This window comes from Mycobacterium sp., assembly GCF_036490025.1.
Lineage (GTDB): Bacteria > Actinomycetota > Actinomycetes > Mycobacteriales > Mycobacteriaceae > Mycobacterium.
On the sequence record NZ_DASXEP010000071.1, the window covers coordinates 15384 to 35521 of the forward strand.

A 20138-nucleotide genomic window follows, 5' to 3' on the forward strand; every position below is an offset into this window, starting at 1 on the left:
CTATGCAAACTCATTCTTTAGCGGGCGGTTCAGCCGCGCAGCACCGCGCCGACCTGCTCGGCCGCACGTCGCACCGCAGCATCGCGAGCGGCGCTGGCCTCGTCTTCGGTGAGGGTACGGTCGGTCGCGCGGAACCGCAGAGCGAAGGTCAGAGACTTGCGGTCCTCGCCGACCTGCGGGCCGGTGAACACGTCGAACAGCCGGACATCCTCCAACAGCTCTCCCGCGCCGTCGCGAACGGCGTCCGCCACGCTCTGCGCGGGCACAGCGGCGTCCACAACGAGGCTGACGTCTTGGAAGACCGCGGGAAACGGGGACACCCGAGGCGCGGGGAAAGTATCGACGATCGGGATCGCGTCGAGGTTCAGCTCGACCGCGCAGGTGCCCTTGGGCAGGCCGGCACGCTCGATCACCGCCGGGTGCAGCTGCCCGGCGTGGCCGACCACCGTCTCGCCGCCGCCGGCGGACACCAGTACTTCCGCACAGCGGCCAGGATGCCACGGGAGGTACTGAGCAGCCCGCAGTGTGACCTCAATTCCGCTGGCGCGGGCGGTGATTCGGACTGCCTCGAAAGCGTCGGCGGCCTCGGACCGCCGACCGTCGCCCCACGGCCCGCGCGGCTCACGTAGCCCGGTCAACACCGCCGCGACATGCTGGGGTTGCTGCGGCAGCGACGCGTCGAGCAGCGCGATCTCGTCGTCGGTAGGACGCCGGTGCACCGGAATCAGCTCGACGGCCTTGGTCTGCTGGGTCGGCTGCACCACCTGCGCGACGGCGAACAGCGCGACGTCGACGATACCGCGGGAAACGTTGCGCGCCAACGCCTCCAACAACCCGGGCAACAACGTCGTGGCCAGATTTGGCCGGTCGGCCTCCAACGGGTTGAGCACCTGAGTGGTGTGACGCCGGGCGTCGTCGGGGGGGAGGCCCCAGGCGTCGAAAACACCAGCGGGCAGGAACGGCGTCGGAAGGATCTCGACGTAGCCGGAAAGCGCCAGCGACTTGCCGATCGCACGACGGCGTCGCTGTGCGGCGGACAGTCCACGCCCGGCCGGCGCCGACGGCAGCACCGACGGTATGACCTCCAGGCCCTCCAGCCGCAGCACTTCTTCGACCAAGTCGGCCGGCTGCAACAGGTCGGGCCGCCAACTCGGCGGCGTCACGGTCAGGCTGTCGCCGGCATCGGTCACCCGGGCGCCCACCTGAGTCAACCGGCGCGCCGTCGTGCCCGGGCGATACTGCACCCCCGCCACGCGGTCGGGCAGATCGGCGGCGAGCCGGATCGGCGGTAGTGACCAGTCGTCCCGCGGCGGGTCGCCCCGCCAATCGGTCATCTTCGCCGACACCTCGCCACCGGCAATCTCGGCAAGCAGCGACGCACAGCGGTCCAGCGCCGCAACGGAAATGGCCGGGTCGACCGCACGCTCGTACCGGCGGGCGGCCTCGCTGGCCAGGTGCAGCCGGCGCGCGGTGCGCGAGACCGCCGCCGGGTCCCACACCGCGGCCTCCAACAGAACGTCGGTCGAGTCGCCGCGCATCTCGGTGCTGCCCGAACCCATCACGCCGCCGATCGCCGCGGTTGCGACGTCATCGACGATCAGGACATCAGCCGAAGTGAGCCGGCGCTCGATGTCATCGAGCGTGATGACCGTTTCGTTCGGCCGGGCGAACCGTACGGCGAGGCCCCCGGTGATTCGGTTGAGGTCGTGCGCATGCATCGGGTGACCCAGCTCCAGCATCACGTAATTGGTCGCGTCGACGGCCGGCGAAATCGCCCGGATACCGCACAGCAACAGACGGCGCTGTAACCACCACGGCGACACGGCGGTTGGGTCGATACCGGTCACCGGGCGCAGCGCGAACCGGCGCACACCGGTCTCGGGCTGCACCGCCAACGGCCAGGCTTCTCCGTTACTCGGCAACGCCGGCGCATCGGCAGGGTCGACGAAGGCGAGGTCGTAGGCGCAGGCGATCTCGCGGGCCAACCCGCGCACCGACATGCAGTAGCCGCGGTCCGGAGTGATGGCCAGGTTGAAGATCACGTCGTCGAGTCCGAGAACGTCGGCACCGCTCGCGCCGGGCTCGGCGGTTCCCGGTGGCAGCACCAGGATGCCGGAATGGTCTGCGGCCAAGCCGAGTTCGGCAGCCGAGCAGATCATCCCGTCGGAGGTCTGGCCGTAAGTCTTGCGCGCGGTGATAGCGAATCCGCCGGGCAGCGTTGTCCCGGGCAGCGCCACCACCACCAGATCACCGGCGGCGAAGTTCGTGGCACCGCAGATTATTTCGCGTCGCTCCGCTTCGCCGACGTCGACCTTGCAGGCCCGGATCGGCTTTTTGAACTCGGTGAGCTCCTCGACCGTCACGACTCGTCCCACCGTCAGTGGACCCTCGACGGGCCCGAGGGTGAGCACCTCTTCCACTTCGTGGCCGATACCGACCAGGGCCTGTTCGAGGTCGGCCGCTGTCACGTCCCAGCCGGGAGCGCCGACGCTGACGACTTCCCGCAGCCAGCTGTAAGGGACGCGCATCAGGCCCCCACTCCGAACGGCAACGAGAACCGGACATCGCCTTCGACCATGTCACGCATGTCCGGGATGCCGTTGCGGAACTGCAGGGTGCGCTCCAGGCCCATGCCGAACGCGAAGCCCGAGTACTCGTGCGGATCAATACCGACTGCGCGCAACACATTCGGATTCACCATTCCGCAGCCGCCCCACTCGACCCAGCCGGCGCCACCCTTCTTGTTCTCGAACCACACGTCGACTTCGGCCGACGGCTCAGTGAACGGGAAGAAATGCGGGCGGATCCTGGTACGCGCCTGCGGCCCGAACTCGGCGCGGGCGAATGCGTCGAGGGTGCCGCGCAGATGGGCCATCGACAGGCCGCGGTCCACCGCCAGTCCCTCGACTTGGTGGAAGACCGGGGTGTGGGTGGCGTCGAGCTCGTCGGTTCGGAAGGTGCGACCGATCGAGATGACGTAGACCGGCAACGTGCGCTCGAGTAGCGCGCGCACCTGCACGGGCGAGGTGTGGGTACGCAGCAGCTGCCGTGAGCCGTCCGGCGCGATGTAGAAGGTGTCCTGCTCGCCGCGGGCCGGGTGATCGGCGGGGAAATTGAGCGCGTCGAAGTTGAATTGTTCGGTCTCGACTTCGGGCCCCTCGGCAAGCTCCCATCCCATCGCGATGAACGTGTCGGCAATGTGCTCGGCCAATATCGTGATCGGGTGGCGCGCACCGGTCGGCTGCCGGGTCGACGGCAACGTCACGTCGATCCGCTCGGCGATCAACACCGCGGCATCCCGCTCAGCGCGCAACGCCTCCAGTCGTTCGTCATAGCTGCGCTGGACATCGCCGCGGGACGTGTTCACCAGCCGGCCGGCATCAGCGCGCTCGGCTTTGGGCACGGTGGCCAGCGCCTGTCGCGCCAACGCCACCGGAGAACGATCGCCGAGGTGCTGGGTCTTGGCGCGGGCCAGCCCGTCGAGATCAGCCGCAGCCGCGAAGGCTTGCCGGGCTGCATCGACCGCGGCGGTCAACGCGTCCGGCGACAGGGCTTCCGTTGACGGGGGCTGGGCACCCACGCGGCGACACTCTCCTTTTCAGTGGGGCAAGCCCTGCTGGGCACTCTGTGCGGGGCCGGCGACACGGCGTGCCGCGCAAGAGCCGATCATATGTGGTCGCCTTGCTGACAATCGGAAGCCATCAGCCTGTTTCCCACACGCCGTGCGCGGTGGACGTCCCAGCGCCCGGCCTTGAGTAGTTTCATGGGGTGGCGACGCCCCAAGCTCCCGAACGGGTCCCGGCACAGTACCTGTCGTCGGCGCGTGCGGCGGACCCGCGCACGCTCATCGACATCCTGTACGACACAGCCGCGCGCTACCCGGAAGCCGCGGCGATCGACGACGGCACAGTCCAGCTCACCTACAGCGAGCTGATCAGCGACATCGAAGCGAGCGTGGCCTGGCTGGCCGCCCGGGGTATCGGTCGCGGCGACCGGATCGGCATCCGGATGCCGTCGGGCAGCTATGCGCTCTACGAGGCGATCCTGACGACGCTTGCCACCGGCGCGGCCTACGTGCCGGTGGACGCCGACGACCCGGACGAACGCGCGGCGTTGGTGTTCGGCGAGGCCAACGTCGTCGCGGTCGTCACCGAGGCCGGCATGGCACGAGGTCCGGGCTCGTCGCGTGGCTGGCGGGCCGGCGCGCCGCTCCCCCGCGACGACGCATGGATCATCTTCACGTCGGGATCGACCGGCACGCCCAAAGGCGTCGCCGTCACGCACCGCAGCGCGGCCGCATTCGTCGACGCCGAGGCGCAGATGTTCTTGCAGGACAGCCCGATTGGGCCGGGCGACCGGGTGCTGGCCGGGCTGTCGGTGGCGTTCGACGCATCGTGCGAAGAGATGTGGCTGGCCTGGCGGCACGGCGCCTGCCTGGTGCCTGCGCCCCGGTCCCTGGTGCGCAGCGGCATGGACCTCGGTCCGTGGCTGGTCAGCCGCGACGTGACCGTGGTCTCGACGGTGCCGACCCTGGCCGCGCTGTGGCCCGCCGAGGCGCTCGAGGCGGTGCGACTGTTGATCTTCGGCGGTGAGGCCTGCCCTCCGGAGCTGGCCGCCCGGCTGGGCCCAAGTATCCAAGAAGGTCGTGAAGTGTGGAACACCTACGGCCCCACCGAGGCCACCGTGGTCGCATGCGCGGCCAGGCTCGACGGTGTCAAACCCGTCCGCATCGGTCTGCCGCTGCCGGGCTGGGACCTGGCCGTCGTCGACGGCGACGGCCGGCCGGTGCGCACGGGCGAGGTGGGTGAGCTGGTGATCGGCGGCATCGGCCTGGCCCGCTACCTCGACGAGGACAAAGACGCCGAGAAGTACGCGCCGATGCCGACGCTGGGCTGGCGGCGCGCCTACCGCAGCGGCGACCTGGTGCGGCTGGAAGACGAGGGCCTGGTGTTCTGCGGCCGTGCCGACGACCAGGTCAAGGTCGGGGGCCGTCGTATCGAGCTGGGTGAGGTTGACGCGGCGCTGGTTCACCTCCCGGGAGTCAGCGGCGCCGCGGCGGCGATCCGCCGTACCGCGGCGGGCACACCGGTGCTGGTCGGCTACGTCGCCAGCACCGACCCGGAATTCGACATGGCCGCCGCGCGGACCCGGCTCGCCGAGCGGCTTCCCGCTGCGTTGGTGCCCCGCCTGGTCCGGGTCGACGAGCTGCCCACCCGCATCTCCGGCAAGGTCGACCGCGACGCGCTGGCCTGGTCACCACCGGGCGACGCCGATACGGAGCCAACGCTCGACCTCAGCGGTACGGCGTCCTGGTTGGCCGGCTTGTGGCGAGATCTCTTGGGTGCGGCCGTGGCAGGTTCCGAGGCCGACTTCTTCGCGCTCGGCGGCGGCTCGCTGGCCGCGGCACAACTCGTGGCGGCACTGCGCGACCGGTATCCACAGGTCACCGTCGCCGACGTGTACGACCATCCACGACTGGGATCGCTCAGCGGTTTTCTCGACGAGCTCGAATCACCGCCGGAGGTGATCGAGCGTGTCGTGCAACCGACGCCGCGGCTGACCCAGCTCGCCCAGATCGTGCTGTCGGTACCGCTGGCGACGCTGGCCGCGCTGCAGTGGGTGACGTGGTTGGCGCTGGGCAACAACATCGCTCGCGCGCTGCATCTGGTGCCGTGGACCGTCGCGGTGGATTGGTGGCTGGTCGCAACGGCTTTTGTCGTATTCGTGACGCCGGTGGGCCGGATGGCGATCACGGTGCTGGCCGCGCGGGCGTTGCTGCCGGATGTGCGGCCGGGGATCTACCGTCGCGGCGGGTGGCTACACCTGCGAGTGTGGCTGGCCGAGCGGCTCGCAGAGGCCAGCGGCGCCGAGAACTTGGCCGGCGCGCCCTGGCTGGTGTACTACGCGCGCGCGCTGGGCGCCGACGTCGGCAAGGGTGTCGATTTGCATTCGATGCCGCCGGTCACCGGCCTGCTGACACTCGGGCACCGCAGCGCGATCGAACCCGAGGTAGACCTGCGCGGACACTGGGTCGACGGGGACACGTTCCACATCGGCGCGATCACGATCGGTGACGACGCGACGATCGGCGCCCGCACCACGCTGCTCCCCGGGGCCGTTGTCGGCAAGAACGCCGACGTAGCCCCCGGCTCGGGTGTCGTCGGGAAAGTCAAAAGCCGCCAATACTGGAAAGGCTCGCCCGCGGTGAAATCCGGTCGGGTGAAACATCCGTGGCCCGACGAGCGGCCGGCGCGCAGAACGCACTGGGTGGTGATGTACGCGCTGACGTCGGTGCTGCTGGCTGCGATGCCGCTCACCGCCCTGCTGGCGGGGCTGGCCGTGATCGCGGTGGCCGTCCACCGCACACATCGGCTGTCGCAGGCAGTGCACCCCGCGCTGCTGTGGACGCCCGTCGCGGCCATGGCCGCGCTGGGCGCCTACGCGGTGATCACGATCGTGGCGGTGCGGATGTTCTCGATCGGATTGCGTGCGGGCTACCACCCGGTGCGCAGCCGCAGCGGTTGGCAGCTGTGGGCTACCGAGCGGCTGATGGACGGCGCCCGCAACTACCTGTTCCCGCTGTATGCGAGCCTGCTGACGCCGGCCTGGCTGCGACTGCTCGGCGCGCACGTCGGCCGCGACACCGAGATCTCCACGGTATTGCTGACCCCGAAGTTCACCGTCATCGAGGATGGCGCGTTTTTGGCCGACGACACCATGGTCGCCTCGTACGAACTGGGCGGCGGCTGGATCTACGCGGCCGAGACGACCGTCGGCAGACGCGCGTTTCTCGGCAATTCGGGCATCGCCCAACCGGGCCGACGGGTGCCCGACGACGGCTTGGTCGCGGTGCTGTCGGCCGCTCCGCCCAAAGCCAAGCGCGGTTCGTCCTGGCTGGGCAGCCCGCCCATGCGGCTGCGCCGGCGCCCCGCCGAGGCCGACGCGACCCGCACGTACGAACCACCGTGGCGGTTGAGAGCGATGCGGGCAGCCGTGGAGGCGTTTCGACTGCTACCGGTGATGGTGACAGCTGCGATCGGGCTGGCGGTGCTGGGCGGATTGCAGGCGTTGGCACGTATTTTCGGCATCTGGTCTGCCGCGCTGTGCGGTGGGCTGGCCCTGCTGGCCGCGGGCGGGGTCGCCGCCGGCGTCGCGGTCGCCGCGAAATGGCTTCTGGTGGGCCGGATTCGGGCGGGCGAATTCCCGCTGTGGTCGTCGTTCGTGTGGCGCAACGAGCTCGCCGACACGTTTGTGGAAACCGTTGCGGCGCCGTGGTTTGCGCGCGCAGCCAGCGGAACGCCGATGATGAACGTGTGGCTGCGCGCACTGGGGGCAGATGTCGGGCGCGGCGCCTGGTGTGAAACCTATTGGCTGCCAGAGGCTGACCTCGTCACGCTCGGTCGCGGCAGCACGGTCAACCGTGGCTGCGTGGTGCAGACACACCTGTTCCACGACCGGATCATGCGGATGGACGCCGTCGTGCTGGAGCGGGGCGCTACGCTGGGCCCGCATGGCGTCGCGCTGCCGTCGGCACGGCTCGGCGCCGGGGTGACCGTCGGACCCGCATCGCTGGTGGTGCGCGGCGACAAGGTACCGAAATCAACACGCTGGCAAGGTAATCCGATCCGGCCGTGGAATCCGGCCCGGAACAAGACCGGCAAGAAGGCTGCGGCGTGAAACGCGTTGCCAAGAAGCTCGCGGGTAGCGCCGAGCAGACTGTGATCGACGCGTACCTGCCGACGAACGGCAACCTCGGCTATCGGGTTTCGCGTTACGAACTCGCCCTGGAGTACAAAGTCGCGATCAACCGGTTGTCGGGATCGGTGACGATCACCGCGGCGACGCTTACCGAGCTGGCGGAATTCACCCTCGATCTGTCCGACGCGCTGACGGTGACGAAGGTGTCGGTGAACGGCAGTCGCCCGGCCCACTTCGCCTGCCGGATGCGCAAATTGCGCATCCGACTGTCCTCGAAACTGGCCGCCGGAGAGGCGATCTCGGTCGTCGTGCACTATCACGGGTCACCGCGACCACTGCGATCGTTGTGGGGTGACGTCGGTTTCGAAGAGCTGACTGACGGCGCGCTGGTGGCCGGGCAGCCCAACGGTGCCGCGTCGTGGTTTCCGTGCGACGACCACCCCAGCGCCAAAGCCTCATTTCGCATACAGATCAGCGCCGACAGCCCGTACCGGGTGGTCGCGAATGGCAGGCTGGCGTCGCGGCGGCTACGGGCCGCGCAGACCGAGTGGATCTACGACCAACCGGAGCCGACCTCGACCTACCTCATCACCCTGCAGATCGGGATGTACGAGATGACGCGACTGGGTACGACGCCGGTTCCGATGCGTGCCGCATTCCCCGAGCGACTGCAACGCAACTTCAACCAAGACTTCATTCGCCAACCCGAGATGATGGAGTTGTTCATCGAGTTGTTCGGCCCGTATCCGTTGGCCAACGGTTACACCGTCGTCGTGACGGACGATGACCTAGAAATACCTCTTGAGGCCCAAGGGGTTTCGATATTCGGAGCCAATCACTGCGACGGCACCCGGGCCAGCGAACGGCTCATTGCCCATGAGCTGGCCCACCAATGGTTCGGCAATTCTGTCACTGCGCGGCAATGGCGCGACATCTGGTTGCACGAAGGATTCGCGAGTTACGCGGAGTGGCTGTGGTCAGAACACAGCGGTGGACCCAGCGCCGACGAGCTCGCCCGCCACTATCACGAAAAGCTCCGCCAAGCGTCGCAGGATCTGCTGCTGGCCGATCCCGGCCCACGTGACATGTTCGACGACCGCGTCTACAAGCGCGGAGCGTTGACCCTGCACGCCCTGCGCCGGCGATTGAGCGACGAGAAATTCTTCGCGCTACTGAAAGATTGGACGACCCGTTACCGCCACGCCAACGTCAGCACCGACGAGTTCACCGGCTTGGCCGCCGGCTACTGCAACGAATCGCTGTCGGGATTGTGGGACAGCTGGTTGTACTCCAGGGCGGTGCCTTAACTCGGATTCACCGATCCGGCGGAGCGCGACGTAGCTTGCGTGTAGGAATTCGCTTATCGCCAATGCGTGTCGTGTGCGCTTCCCCTCGAGTCGTAGGGGGTTGATCTCTGTTGTCCGGCTGACGTGTAGTGAGCTTCTCTCGGTCGAGGGTGACCGCAAACGCGGTCGTTGGCGACCGATGAGTGGCGGGACCCCGAGAATTGGTCCAGGCTTGGTGAGAGCCGTTCGTTCAGTGGGGGTTGCAGTTCGAAGCGTAGCCGGTGCGTGTTCGTGGAGGTGGCAGGTCGCGTGGTCGGATGACCCGTGGCAGCCTGGGGCGGCTTGCTGAGGGAGAGGAGGTACGACGAACCGTGTCGATGACCGTCTGCGTGCCTCCCGATGCGGGCTAACTGAGTTCAGCCCGTCAGAGGTGCGCCTCCGTTGAGAGGTGACCTTGTGGCCCAATACTGCAACACTGCCCTATCCGCTTCGCCGGACCCACTCGTAGTCGTGCTCGGCCGCGCGTTTGAGGCGGTCGGCGTTCTCGTTTCCAACGTCGGCGCGGATCAGTGGTCCGCTGCGACAGTGTGTGCCGACTGGAATGTGCGTCGGCTTGTCGATCACCTGATCGGAATGAACCGGGTGTTCACGGCGCTGCTTGCCGACGCGCCGGTTCCGCGCACGCCAGCCGGTGATCGCCTCGAGGAAGATCCGGTGACCGCCTTCCGCGAAACCTCAGCCGCGCTAATGCGTGCGTTCGGGCAGCCCGGAGTTCTCGCCCGGCAGTACATAGGGCCGCTGGGGACGGCCAGTGGCGCGGAACGGTTACAAATCCGCCTCTACGACCTGCTTGCACATGGCTGGGATTTAGCGCATGCGACGGGGCAACCCGTGGACCTGCCCGACGACCTCGTCGAGTCGTCGGTCGCGTTCGCCCGAACGCAACTCGCCGAGCAATCCCGAGACTTGCGATTCGGCCCGCCACAAAATGTCGACGAGAACGCCTCGGCCATCGAGCGGCTGGTTGCCTTTCTGGGACGATCGGTCACCCGAGCCCCCTGACCGATCGCCACCGACGACACGTCTGGGGACGGCGGACCATCACGGCTTCAACGACGTCTCACCGGTGCGTGCAGGCAGCGGCGTAAGCGGCGGGGCTGTGTCGCTCCCTCGTCGCCATGATCTTGTCGAGCCTTACTGCCCATCTCGTGGGCAGGAAGACTCTCATAAGCCATGGATCAACCAATCGGGGTCAGCCCATGAGACTTGGCATTGCTGGCAGTCTGTCTCTACATGACGGTATTGATGGAAGGTATCTCGTTCGGTGAGTCGCCGCGTTGGCACCGCGGGCGACTCTGGTTTTCCGACTGGGGCGCGCATCAGGTGATCGCGCTCGATCCCGAGGGTGGCCACGAGGTGGTCGTCAGCGTGCCGTCGTTTCCCATGTGCATCGACTTCCTGCCCGACGGGCGATTGCTGGTCGTGGACTCGGCGCAGCGGCGGCTACTTCGCCGCGAGCCCGACGGCTCAATAGTCACCCATGCCGACCTGGCCCCCATCTCGCAGAAGCCGTGGAACGACATCGTGGTGGACGCGCGCGGCAACGCCTACATCAACAACATCGGCTTCGACTTCCCGGGTGGTGAGCCCGCACCCGGCAGCGTCGTGCTCGTCACGCCCGCGGGAGCTGTCCGTCGGGTCGCAGGCGACCTCGCCTTTCCCAACGGCATGGCGATCACCGCCGATGGCTCCACGCTGATCGTGGCCGAGTCCCACGGCAACCGGCTCACCGCCTACGACATCGGTCCGGACGGCGACCTCGCCAACCGGCGGACGTGGGCGGACGCCGAGGGTGACCACCCCGACGGGATCTGTGTCGATGCCGAGGGCGCGGTCTGGTACGCCGATGTGGCTAACCGACATTGCGTGCGGGTGCGCGAGGGCGGCGAGGTTCTTGCCACGGTGGAATTGGACCAGGGTGCCTTCGCCTGCACTCTTAGCCGCGGCGATCGACCGCAGCTCTACGTCGTCACCCAGCAGTGGGGCGGCCCGCAGACGACCGAACCTACCGGACAGATCGTTGTGTTCCCAGCCCCCGCACCCGGCGCCGGGAAGCCGAGCTGACGCGCGGCTCCCACTGTGACCCACCAGAGAAACAAGGCCCTGGTCTTGCGTCGGTGGATCAATCCGATTCGGTGGATTGAGGCTTGACGCGTCTCAGCCGTTGAGTGCTGGCTCCGGCACAAGCTCGGGCGCCAGCCCCTGCGGCGTCGCCCGCGAGCGGGTCAGCAACTCCGCCGCTACCGCGCCCACCACGCCGACGGCCGCCGCACCGACCGCCGACCAGGCGCCGTGCGCCAACATCAGGAAACCGAAGGCCGCAGAGACCCCCAGCAGCGCGCACCGGACCCGCGTCCAGCGGGCCGGGCCGCCCAGCCGGGTGGAGAACAGCATGCCCAACACCAGCGCGACGGTGTGCCCGATGTCGGTGAAATCGTCGCCCAATGCCGCCCCGGCGATACCGACCGGGATCCACCAGCCAATCCAGGCGGGGCGCCAACGTTGAGGTATTGCCGAGGTCAGCGCGCCCAGCACCGCGACGGCGCCATAGCTCACGCCCACGTCGCTCGCGTGCGAAACCGACAGCGGTAACCAGCCGAATTCGATCGCCGCGGTGAGGCCGACCGCGACCAGCAGCGTCGCACCGATGTGGCCGCTGACCAACACCACGGCCAGCCGCCCACTACGCCAGATCAGCTCCGCCAACGCGAGCAGGCACACCAGGCACGGCAGCCAGAAATACATCGGACCGGCATCGGTGACGAATGCGCTGTCGAGCAGGGTGGCCAGGTGACCGTGGGCGAGGTTGTGCAGATTGGTGCTGGCCTGCGCGATGACGTGCTCGCGCGCCCGCGGGCCGAGCCCGACGAGCGCTGCGCTGACACCGGCCAGCACGGCAGTGTAGCCCAGCGTGATCCGCACACGCGAAACCCGCGACAATATCTGCAATATCATCGCCATCTACTATGCCTCCGGGCTTTCGTCTTCCGGACTGTCCGAACCTGATAAGTCTCTGACAGTTTCTCTGGACCGCTTGAGCCGGTAGATGGTCAAATCGGCTGGAAAGCCTGCGGGTTTACCCGCGAAAACCGACCAATGCACCCGCTTGGCGGTGACGCCCAAGGCGTCCAGATCCTGCTGTGCCAGCTGGTCGAGGGTGGCGCCGGAGATCATCATCCCGCCCCGGGTGGCCCGCTCCATCACCCGCGCGGCGACGTTGACGTCGACACCGAGCCAGTCGGCTGCCAGCTGTTGCGGGCGCCCGGTATGGATACCCACCCGCATTCGCGGCGTGTAGCCGTCGACATCGACCGATTTCAGCCTTGTTTGGGCGTCCAGGACAGCGCTGACCGCGACGAGCGGGTCGGCGAACACTGCCATGGCGCCGTCACCCATGCGCTTGACGATGTGTCCGCCGGCGTCCAGCAGCGGCGGTTCAATCGCCCGCGCCACCCGCCGCAAGAGCTTGAGGGTGGCCTCGTCACCGGCGTCCAATGACCACGTCGAGAAGTCCACCAGGTCGGTGAAAACTATCGTGACCTCCTGGTTCGCCGGGCGCCGGGAAACCGCCTCGGTCAAGGCCTGCCACACCTGCAGGGCGCCCAGGCTGACTTCGCGCGACGCGCCGCCGCGCTCACCCAGCAGTCGGCTGGCGGCCCGGGCCGCGGCGCGCGGCCCGCCGTCGCCGGCCGTCGAGAGCGGATCGCCGAAATCGGGATCGCCCGGCAGCAATCTGCGTGCCCGCCGGACCAGCCCGATCACGCCGGCACGCTGGTTTGTGCCGCGCAGCCAGTCCGCCGCATCGCGTATTGACGCCGGCGAACGCTGTACAGAGTGCGGCGGATCCGGCGTGGCCACCGTTTGCTCGGGCTCGCCGGACGCCGGCTGGGGCCCGAGTTCCACAACGCTCAGGGTAGGTGGTGTCCGAAGAGACCGGCAATGACCCTCGTGGTGGTGTCCGACACCATTTGCGGTGAACCGCCTGATCACGGGGTTACGTCGGCGGGGTCGCCGCTCGGTAACAGCGCACCGCGACGCGCCCCAAACCGTGGACAACATGCGTTGTCAACATTATCGTGGTCTTATCGTCGCCCATCGGGTCCAGGAGGCTGTGATGACAGTGACTTCGATGCCATCCAAGTCCCCGCGCGTGTCCCCGCCACGCGAGTCGGTCGAGCGCGACGACGAGACTCCGCCCGCCGCATCTCCACTGGGCCCGGACTCGCTGACCTGGAAGTACTTCGGCGACCTGCGGACCGGGATCATGGGCGTCTGGATCGGCGCGGTCCAGAACATGTATCCGGAATTGGGAGCCGGCGTCGAGGAGCACTCGATCCTGTTGCGCGAACCGCTGCAACGGGTCGCGCGCTCGGTGTACCCGATCATGGGGGTTGTCTACGACGGCGGTCGAGCTTCCCAGACCGGTGAACAGATCAAGCAATACCACCGCACCATCAAGGGCGTGGATGCCGCCGGCCGTCGCTACCACGCGCTGAACCCCGAGACGTTCTACTGGGCGCACGCCACCTTCTTCATGCTGGTGATCAAGGTGGCCGAGTACTTCTGCGGCGGGTTGACCGAGGCCGAAAAGCGCCAGCTGTTCGATGAACACGTCCAGTGGTATCGGATGTACGGGATGAGCATGCGGCCGGTGCCCGAATCCTGGGAGGATTTTCAGGAGTACTGGCACCGGGTCTGCCGCGACGAGCTGGAGCTCAATCAGGCGACGCTGGATATCTTCCAGATCCGGATTCCCAAGCCGAAATTCGTTCTGATGCCCACGCCGGTATGGGACCAGCTGTTCAAACCTCTTGTCGCGGGCCAACGTTGGATTGCGGCCGGTTTATTCGAACCGTCGGTGCGGGAAAAGGTCGGCATGCGGTGGACTCCGAGCGACGAAGTGGTGCTGCGGTTGTTCGGAAAACTGGTCGAGCTGGCGTTCTTGGCGGTTCCCGACGAGATCCGGTTGCATCCGCGGGCACTGGCCGCGTACCGCCGGGCCCAGGGACGGGATTCCGCTGACGCCCCGCTCGTCGAGGCGCCGAGCTTCATGGCACCGCCGCCGGACCGCCGCGGCCTGCCGATGCATTACTTCCCGCCCCGCAAATCCATCATCGAGCGGGCCGGCTCTTTGGTGCACACCACGTTCTCGCTGGCCGGCTTACGTCCGGCGCGGGGCCGCAGCAGGGCCGCTTAGCGACCCCGATCGGCCCGCTGAGCACGGGCGCTTTGATAGAGGCAAATCGCGGCTGCCGCAGCAACATTCAGACTCTGCGCTGCCCCGTGCATCGGGATGGCGATGCGGGTGTCGGCCTGCCGCGCCAAGTGCGCTGAGAGCCCGTGCGCCTCGGCCCCGAACAGCCACGCCGTCGGCGCTGCCAGATCGGCGTCGTCCAGCGGCAGCTCACCGTCCACGGTCGTGGCCAGTATCTGCAGTCCGGCGGTCCGCAGCGCGTCGACCGCGGTATCGACCTCCGGTGCGACGACGACCGGCACCGCGAAGATGCTGCCTGCCGACGCGCGCAGGCACTTGCCGTTGTACGGGTCGACGCTGTGGCCGACGAAAACCACTGCGGCAGCGCCCATGGCATCGGCAATTCGGATCAGCGTGCCCGCGTTGCCGGGTTCACTGATTTCCACGCCGACGGCGACGAGTCGGGGCGCGTGCCGGAGAACATCCTCCAAATCGGGGCTCGGCAGCTCGCAGACCGCCACCAAGCCGGTCGGAGTTACGGTGTCCGACAAGGCTTTCGCGGCGCGCTCGGTGACGAGGTGCACCGATGCGTGGTGTCCTGCCAGCACAGCCGCGTGCCGCTGGGCCGCGGCCTCGGTGACGAAAATATCGCGGATCAGCTCGCGCTGCGAGGCCGCTTCGACCAGGTTGGCGCCTTCGACCAGGAAACGACGGTTGCGGCGCCGGGCCACCTGTCGGTGCAGTTTGACCGCGGCGACCACGCGGGCCGATCGTTCAGTGAGCACCGGGTGATCCGCCGGTGTGGTTAAGCGGCCTCTCCGGATGGCGCGTTGACGTCGTCAGGCAGTGCGGCCCGGGCAACATCGACCAGCGCGCTGAACGCCGCGGGATCGCTGATGGCGATCTCGGAGAGGTTCTTGCGGTCGACCTCGACGCCCGCGGCCTTCAGGCCCTGGATCAGCCGGTTGTAGGTGATGTCGTTGGCACGGGCAGCGGCGTTGATCCTCGAAATCCACAGCTTGCGAAATTCACCCTTGCGCGCCCGCCGGTCACGGTAGGCGTAGGTGAGTGAATGCAGTTGCTGCTCTTTGGCTTTGCGGTAGAGGCGGGATCGCTGGCCGCGATAGCCTTTGGAAGCATTCAGGATGGTGCGGCGCTTCTTATGGGCGTTGACTGCCCGCTTCACGCGTGCCATGGGTTTTCCTATCCTCGTGTGGACGTAGTAGTTGTTCCGGCGCTGTGCAGGTGACGGTCGCCGGTCAGCCGTTCAGCATCTTTTTGACCCGCTTGGTGTCGTTGGCCGACACCGCGGTACGTCCTTCGAGCCGTCGCGTCCGCTTGGTCGGCTTGTGCTCGAGCAGGTGGCGGCGGTTGGCTTTCTGACGCACGATCTTCCCGGTGCCGGTGCGACGGAATCGCTTCGACGCTCCGCTGTGGGTCTTGGTCTTGGGCATCTGTTTCAGGTCCTCTGTCTTGTCTGTGTCAGTTCGGCGACGGTTCGGGGTCGCCGGTCGGTGCGGGCTGGGGCGTCGGACCGCTGGCCTGCTCGGCCGCACGGGCGCGGGTCTTCGCGCCGCGGTGCGGTGCCAGCACCATCGTCATGTTGCGTCCGTCCTGCTTGGCCGAGGTCTCGACGAATCCGTAATCGGCGACGTCGGCGCCCAGGCGTTGCAGCAGCCGGTAACCCAGCTCGGGTCGTGACTGCTCGCGTCCGCGGAACATGATTGTGACCTTGACTTTCGATCCCGCCTCCAGGAAGCGGATTACGTGGCCCTTCTTGGTCTCGTAGTCGTGAGGGTCGATCTTGGGTCGCAACTTCTGTTCTTTGACGACGGTCTGCTGCTGGTTCTTGCGAGACTCGCGCGCCTTTTGCGCCGCCTCGTATTTGAACTTGCCGTAATCCATGATCTTGCAGACCGGTGGCCTGGCGTCTGGCGCAACTTCGACAAGGTCGAGATCGGCATCTGCGGCGACGCGAAGGGCGTCTTCGATACGCACGATGCCTACCTGCTCCCCCCCTGGCCCGATCAGGCGGACTTCAGGTACGCGGATGCGTTCGTTAACGCGGGTCTCAGTGCTGATGGGGCCTCCTCATTGGTCTTTCCCGATTGCCACCGTCACCTGCTCCATTCGGAGTCAGCGGTTGGGATACCACGCCATCAGCAAAAAAGCCCTGCATAAGCAGGGCCCGGTGCCGACCGATCACGGCAAAAGCCGCCTGCAAAACGCAGAACCGGCGAGCTAATGTGCCGGTGACCGGACCGCTGAGCCTTGAATCAATGTCGTTGGCCAACGGTGGGAGCGGGACTCCACTTGCTGTCTCTGGCTTCGCCGGAGACGGTCGCGCAGGTGAGTCTACCAGTCACGACGCGGAGCTCAGTCACCTCGCCGCCGGGCCCGGCACAACCGGCGGTGCATGACGAGGTCTACTCGAGGCCTCCGGACAGCCGACACGAGTAATTTCATGCCCACCCGGCATAGGCATTCCATAGCTAGAGCGAATATCCTCGCCGTCTGTGACCTTCACTGCGTCTCGCCCGAGGAGCCGGTTGAATTCTCGGCTTCGCTGGGTGCCGGCAGCCGCCGGCTGGACGGTCGGCGTCATTGCCACGCTGTCACTGATCGCCAGTGTGTCACCGGTGATTCGGTGGGCCATCAGGGTGCCGCGGGAGTTCATCAACGACTACATATTCAACTTCCCGGATACCAGCTTCGCGTGGTCGTTCGTACTGGCATTACTGGCCGGCGCGCTCACCGCGCGCAAACGGATCGCCTGGTGGCTGTTGGTGCTCAACCTGCTGCTGGCCGCGGGGTTGAACATCGGCGGGCTGACAACGGATCACCCGAGCCCGGCAAAGAGCTTCGGCGAGACACTCGGTCTCGGTCTGCATCTGGCTGCCTTGGCGGTGCTGATCTTCGCCTACCGCGAGTTCTGGGCCAAGGTCCGCCAGGGTGCGTTGTACAAAGCGGCGGGGGTGCTGCTGACCGGTTGGGCGATCGGGATCGTGCTGTCCTGGGGTCTGGTCGAGACGTTCCCCCGCTCGCTGGCCGCCGAGGACCGGTTGTTCTATGTGGTGAACCGGGTGGTCGGATTCGCCGTCGTCGAATCGGCGCAGTTCACCGGCCGGCCGCCCATCTTCCTCAACGCGCTCTTCGGGTTGTTCAGCGCGATGGCGTTGATTGCTGCCGCGATTGTGCTGTTCCAGTCGCAACGCGCCGACAACGCGCTCACCGGCGAGGACGAGTCCGCGATTCGCGGGCTGCTCGAGTTGTGGGGCAAGAACGATTCGTTGGGTTACTTCGCCACCCGCCGCGACAAGTCGGTGGTTTTTGCGCCGAGCGGTCGCGCCGCGATCACCTATCGCGTCGAGGTCGGCGTCTGCCTGGCCAGTGGCGACCCGATCGGCGATCCGCGCGCCTGGCCGCAAGCCATCGACGCGTGGCTGGCGCTGTGCCAGAGCTACGGCTGGACGCCCGGAAACATGGGTGCGAGTTCCGCTGGCGCCAAGGCATTTCGCGAGGCGGGCCTGAATGCGCTGGAACTGGGCGACGAGGCGATCCTGCACACTGCCGAATTCAGGCTGTCCGGACGGGAGATGCGCGGGGTGCGTCAGGCGGTGACGCGGGCCCGCCGGGCCGGGCTGACGGTACGCATTCGACGGCACCATGACATCGTGCCCGCCGAAATGGCGCAAGTGACCTCGCGCGCGGATGCATGGCGGGACACCGAAAGCGAGCGAGGGTTCTCGATGGCGCTGGGCCGGCTGGGCGACCCTGCCGACGTCGACTGCCTTCTCGTCGAGGCGATCGGACCCGACGACACGGCGGTCGCGATGCTTTCGCTGGTTCCGTGGGGACGCAACGGCGTTTCGCTGGACCTCATGCGTCGTGCGCCACAATCCCCCAACGGCACCATCGAACTCATGGTGAGCGAGCTCGCCCTACACGCTGAGCGCATCGGCATCACTCGTATCTCGTTGAACTTTGCCATGTTCCGGTCCGCGTTCGAGCAGGGCGCCCAACTCGGTGCGGGCCCGGTCGCACGGCTCTGGCGCGGGTTCCTGTTGTTCTTCTCGCGGTGGTGGCAGTTGGAGACGTTGTACCGCTCGAACATGAAATACCAACCCGACTGGATACCGCGTTACGCCTGCTACGAAGAGACCCGGATGATCCCGCGGGTGGGCGTCGCGTCGGTGATCGCCGAGGGCTTCCTGGTGCTGCCCTTCACCCGTCGCGACGAACAGCACACCGGCCATCACCCGTCGGTTCCGCCGACGTTGTTGGCGACCGGGCTGTTGCAGCACGACGGCTCGGCGCCGGACGTGTCGGCATTGCAGGAGGCCGACTTCGCCGACGGCGACGAGCGGCGCAGACTGCCCGAACAGATGCGCGTGCGGCTGTCCAAGTTGAAGACGTTGCAGGACAACGGTATTGACGTCTATCCGGTGGGGCGGCCACCCAGTCATACGGTCGCTCAGGCGCTGAGCATCGACGACCAATCGGCCGTCTCGGTATCGGGACGCGTCCTGCGAATCCGGGACTTCGGCGGCGTGCTGTTCGCTCAGCTGCGCGATTGGTCGGCGGACGTGCAACTGCTGCTGGAGAATTCAATTCTCGAGCATGGGCGTACTGCGGATTTCACCAAGGCGATCGATCTCGGCGACCTGGTCGAGGTGACCGGGCAGATGGGGCACAGCAAGACCGGCACCCAGTCGCTGATCGTGCACAGCTGGCGGTTGATCGGCAAATGCTTACGGCCGCTGCCGAACAAGTGGAAAGGGCTGACTGATCCTGAAGCGCGGGTGCGCAGCCGGTACGTCGACCTGGCCGTCAATGCGGAGTCCCGCGAGCTGATCGTTGCTCGCAGCAATGTGCTGCGCTCGATCCGGGACACGTTGAACGCCAAGGGGTTTCTCGAAGTCGAAACACCGATCCTGCAACAAATCCACGGCGGAGCCACCGCTCGTCCGTTCAGCACCCACATCAACAGCTACGACCTCGACCTGTATCTACGTATTGCGCCCGAGCTGTACCTGAAGCGGCTGTGCGTCGGTGGCGTGGAGCGAGTGTTCGAGCTGGGCCGCGCATTTCGGAACGAGGGTGTCGACTTCAGCCACAACCCGGAGTTCACACTGTTGGAGGCCTATCAAGCGCACGCCGACTACAAGGACTGGATCGACGGCAGCCGGGAACTGATCCAGAACGCGGCCCACGCCGCCAACGGCGCGCACGTGGTGATGCGGCCCCGCTCCGGCGCTGCCGATGACGGCTTGGAAGAAATAGACATCTCCGGGATCTGGCCGGTCAAGACCGTGCATGACGCGGTATCCGAGGCACTCGGCGAGCACATCGACGCCTGCACCAGCCTGACCGAGCTGCATCGACTATCCGACGCCGCGAAGATTCCCTACCTGGCGCGGTGGGACGCCGGCGCGGTGGTGCTGGAGCTCTATGAGCATCTGGTCGAAGCTCGAACCGAACAACCGACCTTCTACATCGACTTCCCGCTTTCCGTTTCGCCGCTGACCCGCCCGCACCGCAGTCAGGCCGGACTCGCCGAGCGATGGGATTTGGTGGCGTGGGGCGTCGAACTGGGCACCGCCTACAGCGAACTCACCGATCCCGTCGAACAGCGCCGCCGCCTCGAGGAGCAGTCCTTCCTGGCCGCCGGCGGAGATCCTGAAGCCATGGAACTCGACGAAGACTTCCTGCAGGCGATGGAGTACGCGATGCCGCCGACCGGCGGCCTCGGGATGGGTGTCGACCGCGTCGTCATGCTGATCACCGGGCACAGCATCCGCGAGACGCTGCCCTTCCCGTTGGCCAAGCCGAGGTAGCCCAGCCGACGGCGCACGCCACTCGCATCAGATCGACAAAAGTCGTGCTCAACGCATGAAAAA

Annotated in this window: 14 protein-coding genes; 6 read left to right on the forward strand and 8 right to left on the reverse strand. The window is 67.1% G+C overall.

The window, feature by feature from the left end; genetic code table 11:
• Window positions 1–29: 29 nt before the first annotated feature.
• Both pheT and pheS read right to left on the reverse strand, forming a co-directional pair.
• Window positions 30–2528 (reverse strand): phenylalanine--tRNA ligase subunit beta, encoded by a 2499-nt coding sequence (gene pheT / locus VGG53_RS07830; RefSeq protein ID WP_331517479.1) that lies wholly within the window; start codon window positions 2526–2528, stop codon window positions 30–32.
• A complete protein-coding gene (gene pheS, locus VGG53_RS07835) occupies window positions 2528–3580 on the reverse strand; it encodes a phenylalanine--tRNA ligase subunit alpha (RefSeq protein WP_331517480.1) in 1053 nt (350 codons plus the stop codon). The genes pheT and pheS overlap by 1 nt, the downstream gene beginning before the upstream one ends.
• 188 nt (window positions 3581–3768) lie before the next feature.
• Between pheS and VGG53_RS07840 the strand changes: the two genes are divergently transcribed.
• The 4 genes from VGG53_RS07840 (at window position 3769) to VGG53_RS07855 (ending at window position 11108) form a co-directional block, all read left to right on the forward strand.
• Window positions 3769–7677, forward strand: coding sequence for a Pls/PosA family non-ribosomal peptide synthetase (locus tag VGG53_RS07840; RefSeq protein ID WP_331517481.1), 3909 nt, complete (start codon window positions 3769–3771; stop codon window positions 7675–7677).
• On the forward strand, window positions 7674–9005 hold the full coding sequence (locus VGG53_RS07845; protein ID WP_331517482.1) for a M1 family metallopeptidase: 1332 nt from the start codon (window positions 7674–7676) through the stop codon (window positions 9003–9005). Before VGG53_RS07840 ends, VGG53_RS07845 begins: the two co-directional genes overlap by 4 nt.
• Window positions 9006–9425: 420 nt before the next feature.
• Window positions 9426–10046, forward strand: a complete 621-nt coding sequence (locus VGG53_RS07850) for a TIGR03086 family metal-binding protein (protein ID WP_331517483.1) — start codon at window positions 9426–9428, stop codon at window positions 10044–10046.
• Window positions 10047–10277: 231 nt separating this feature from the next.
• Window positions 10278–11108, forward strand: coding sequence for an SMP-30/gluconolactonase/LRE family protein (locus tag VGG53_RS07855; protein ID WP_331517484.1), 831 nt, complete (start codon window positions 10278–10280; stop codon window positions 11106–11108).
• Between the two features lie 93 nt (window positions 11109–11201).
• On the opposite strand, the gene VGG53_RS07860 is transcribed toward VGG53_RS07855, so the two are convergent.
• Window positions 11202–11999, reverse strand: coding sequence for a rhomboid-like protein (locus tag VGG53_RS07860; protein ID WP_331517485.1), 798 nt, complete (start codon window positions 11997–11999; stop codon window positions 11202–11204).
• 9 nt (window positions 12000–12008) lie between these two features.
• The gene (locus VGG53_RS07865; protein WP_414688909.1) at window positions 12009–12947 is read right to left on the reverse strand and encodes an adenylate/guanylate cyclase domain-containing protein; all 939 of its coding nucleotides are present in this window, start codon (window positions 12945–12947) and stop codon (window positions 12009–12011) included.
• Between the two features lie 226 nt (window positions 12948–13173).
• Between VGG53_RS07865 and VGG53_RS07870 the strand changes: the two genes are divergently transcribed.
• On the forward strand, window positions 13174–14241 hold the full coding sequence (locus VGG53_RS07870) for an oxygenase MpaB family protein (protein WP_331517524.1): 1068 nt from the start codon (window positions 13174–13176) through the stop codon (window positions 14239–14241).
• Here VGG53_RS07870 and VGG53_RS07875 read toward each other — a convergent pair.
• From VGG53_RS07875 to infC, 4 genes are all read right to left on the reverse strand, one after another.
• Window positions 14238–15023 (reverse strand): RNA methyltransferase, encoded by a 786-nt coding sequence (locus VGG53_RS07875; protein WP_331517486.1) that lies wholly within the window; start codon window positions 15021–15023, stop codon window positions 14238–14240. The genes VGG53_RS07870 and VGG53_RS07875 overlap by 4 nt on opposite strands.
• 20 nt (window positions 15024–15043) lie before the next feature.
• Window positions 15044–15433 (reverse strand): 50S ribosomal protein L20, encoded by a 390-nt coding sequence (gene rplT, locus VGG53_RS07880; RefSeq protein WP_331517487.1) that lies wholly within the window; start codon window positions 15431–15433, stop codon window positions 15044–15046.
• Between the two features lie 64 nt (window positions 15434–15497).
• Window positions 15498–15692 (reverse strand): 50S ribosomal protein L35, encoded by a 195-nt coding sequence (gene rpmI / locus VGG53_RS07885; RefSeq protein WP_331517488.1) that lies wholly within the window; start codon window positions 15690–15692, stop codon window positions 15498–15500.
• 28 nt (window positions 15693–15720) lie between these two features.
• Entirely contained in the window at window positions 15721–16320 is a 600-nt protein-coding gene (gene infC, locus VGG53_RS07890) for a translation initiation factor IF-3 (RefSeq protein WP_331517525.1), read from the reverse strand.
• Window positions 16321–16754: 434 nt separating this feature from the next.
• Between infC and lysX the strand changes: the two genes are divergently transcribed.
• A complete protein-coding gene (lysX, locus tag VGG53_RS07895; RefSeq protein WP_331517489.1) occupies window positions 16755–20075 on the forward strand; it encodes a bifunctional lysylphosphatidylglycerol synthetase/lysine--tRNA ligase LysX in 3321 nt (1106 codons plus the stop codon).
• Window positions 20076–20138: the final 63 nt, after the last annotated feature.

Bases quoted from the DNA above. Each gene is read 5' to 3' on its own strand.
- pheT (WP_331517479.1), bottom strand. From the start codon at position 2,528: ATGCGCGTCCCTTACAGCTGGCTGCGGGAAGTCGTCAGCGTCGGCGCT.
- VGG53_RS07855 (WP_331517484.1), top strand. From the start codon at position 10,278: ATGACGGTATTGATGGAAGGTATCTCGTTCGGTGAGTCGCCGCGTTGG.
- VGG53_RS07860 (WP_331517485.1), bottom strand. From the start codon at position 11,999: ATGATATTGCAGATATTGTCGCGGGTTTCGCGTGTGCGGATCACGCTG.
- VGG53_RS07870 (WP_331517524.1), top strand. From the start codon at position 13,174: ATGCCATCCAAGTCCCCGCGCGTGTCCCCGCCACGCGAGTCGGTCGAG.
- rplT (WP_331517487.1), bottom strand. From the start codon at position 15,433: ATGGCACGCGTGAAGCGGGCAGTCAACGCCCATAAGAAGCGCCGCACC.
- rpmI (WP_331517488.1), bottom strand. From the start codon at position 15,692: ATGCCCAAGACCAAGACCCACAGCGGAGCGTCGAAGCGATTCCGTCGC.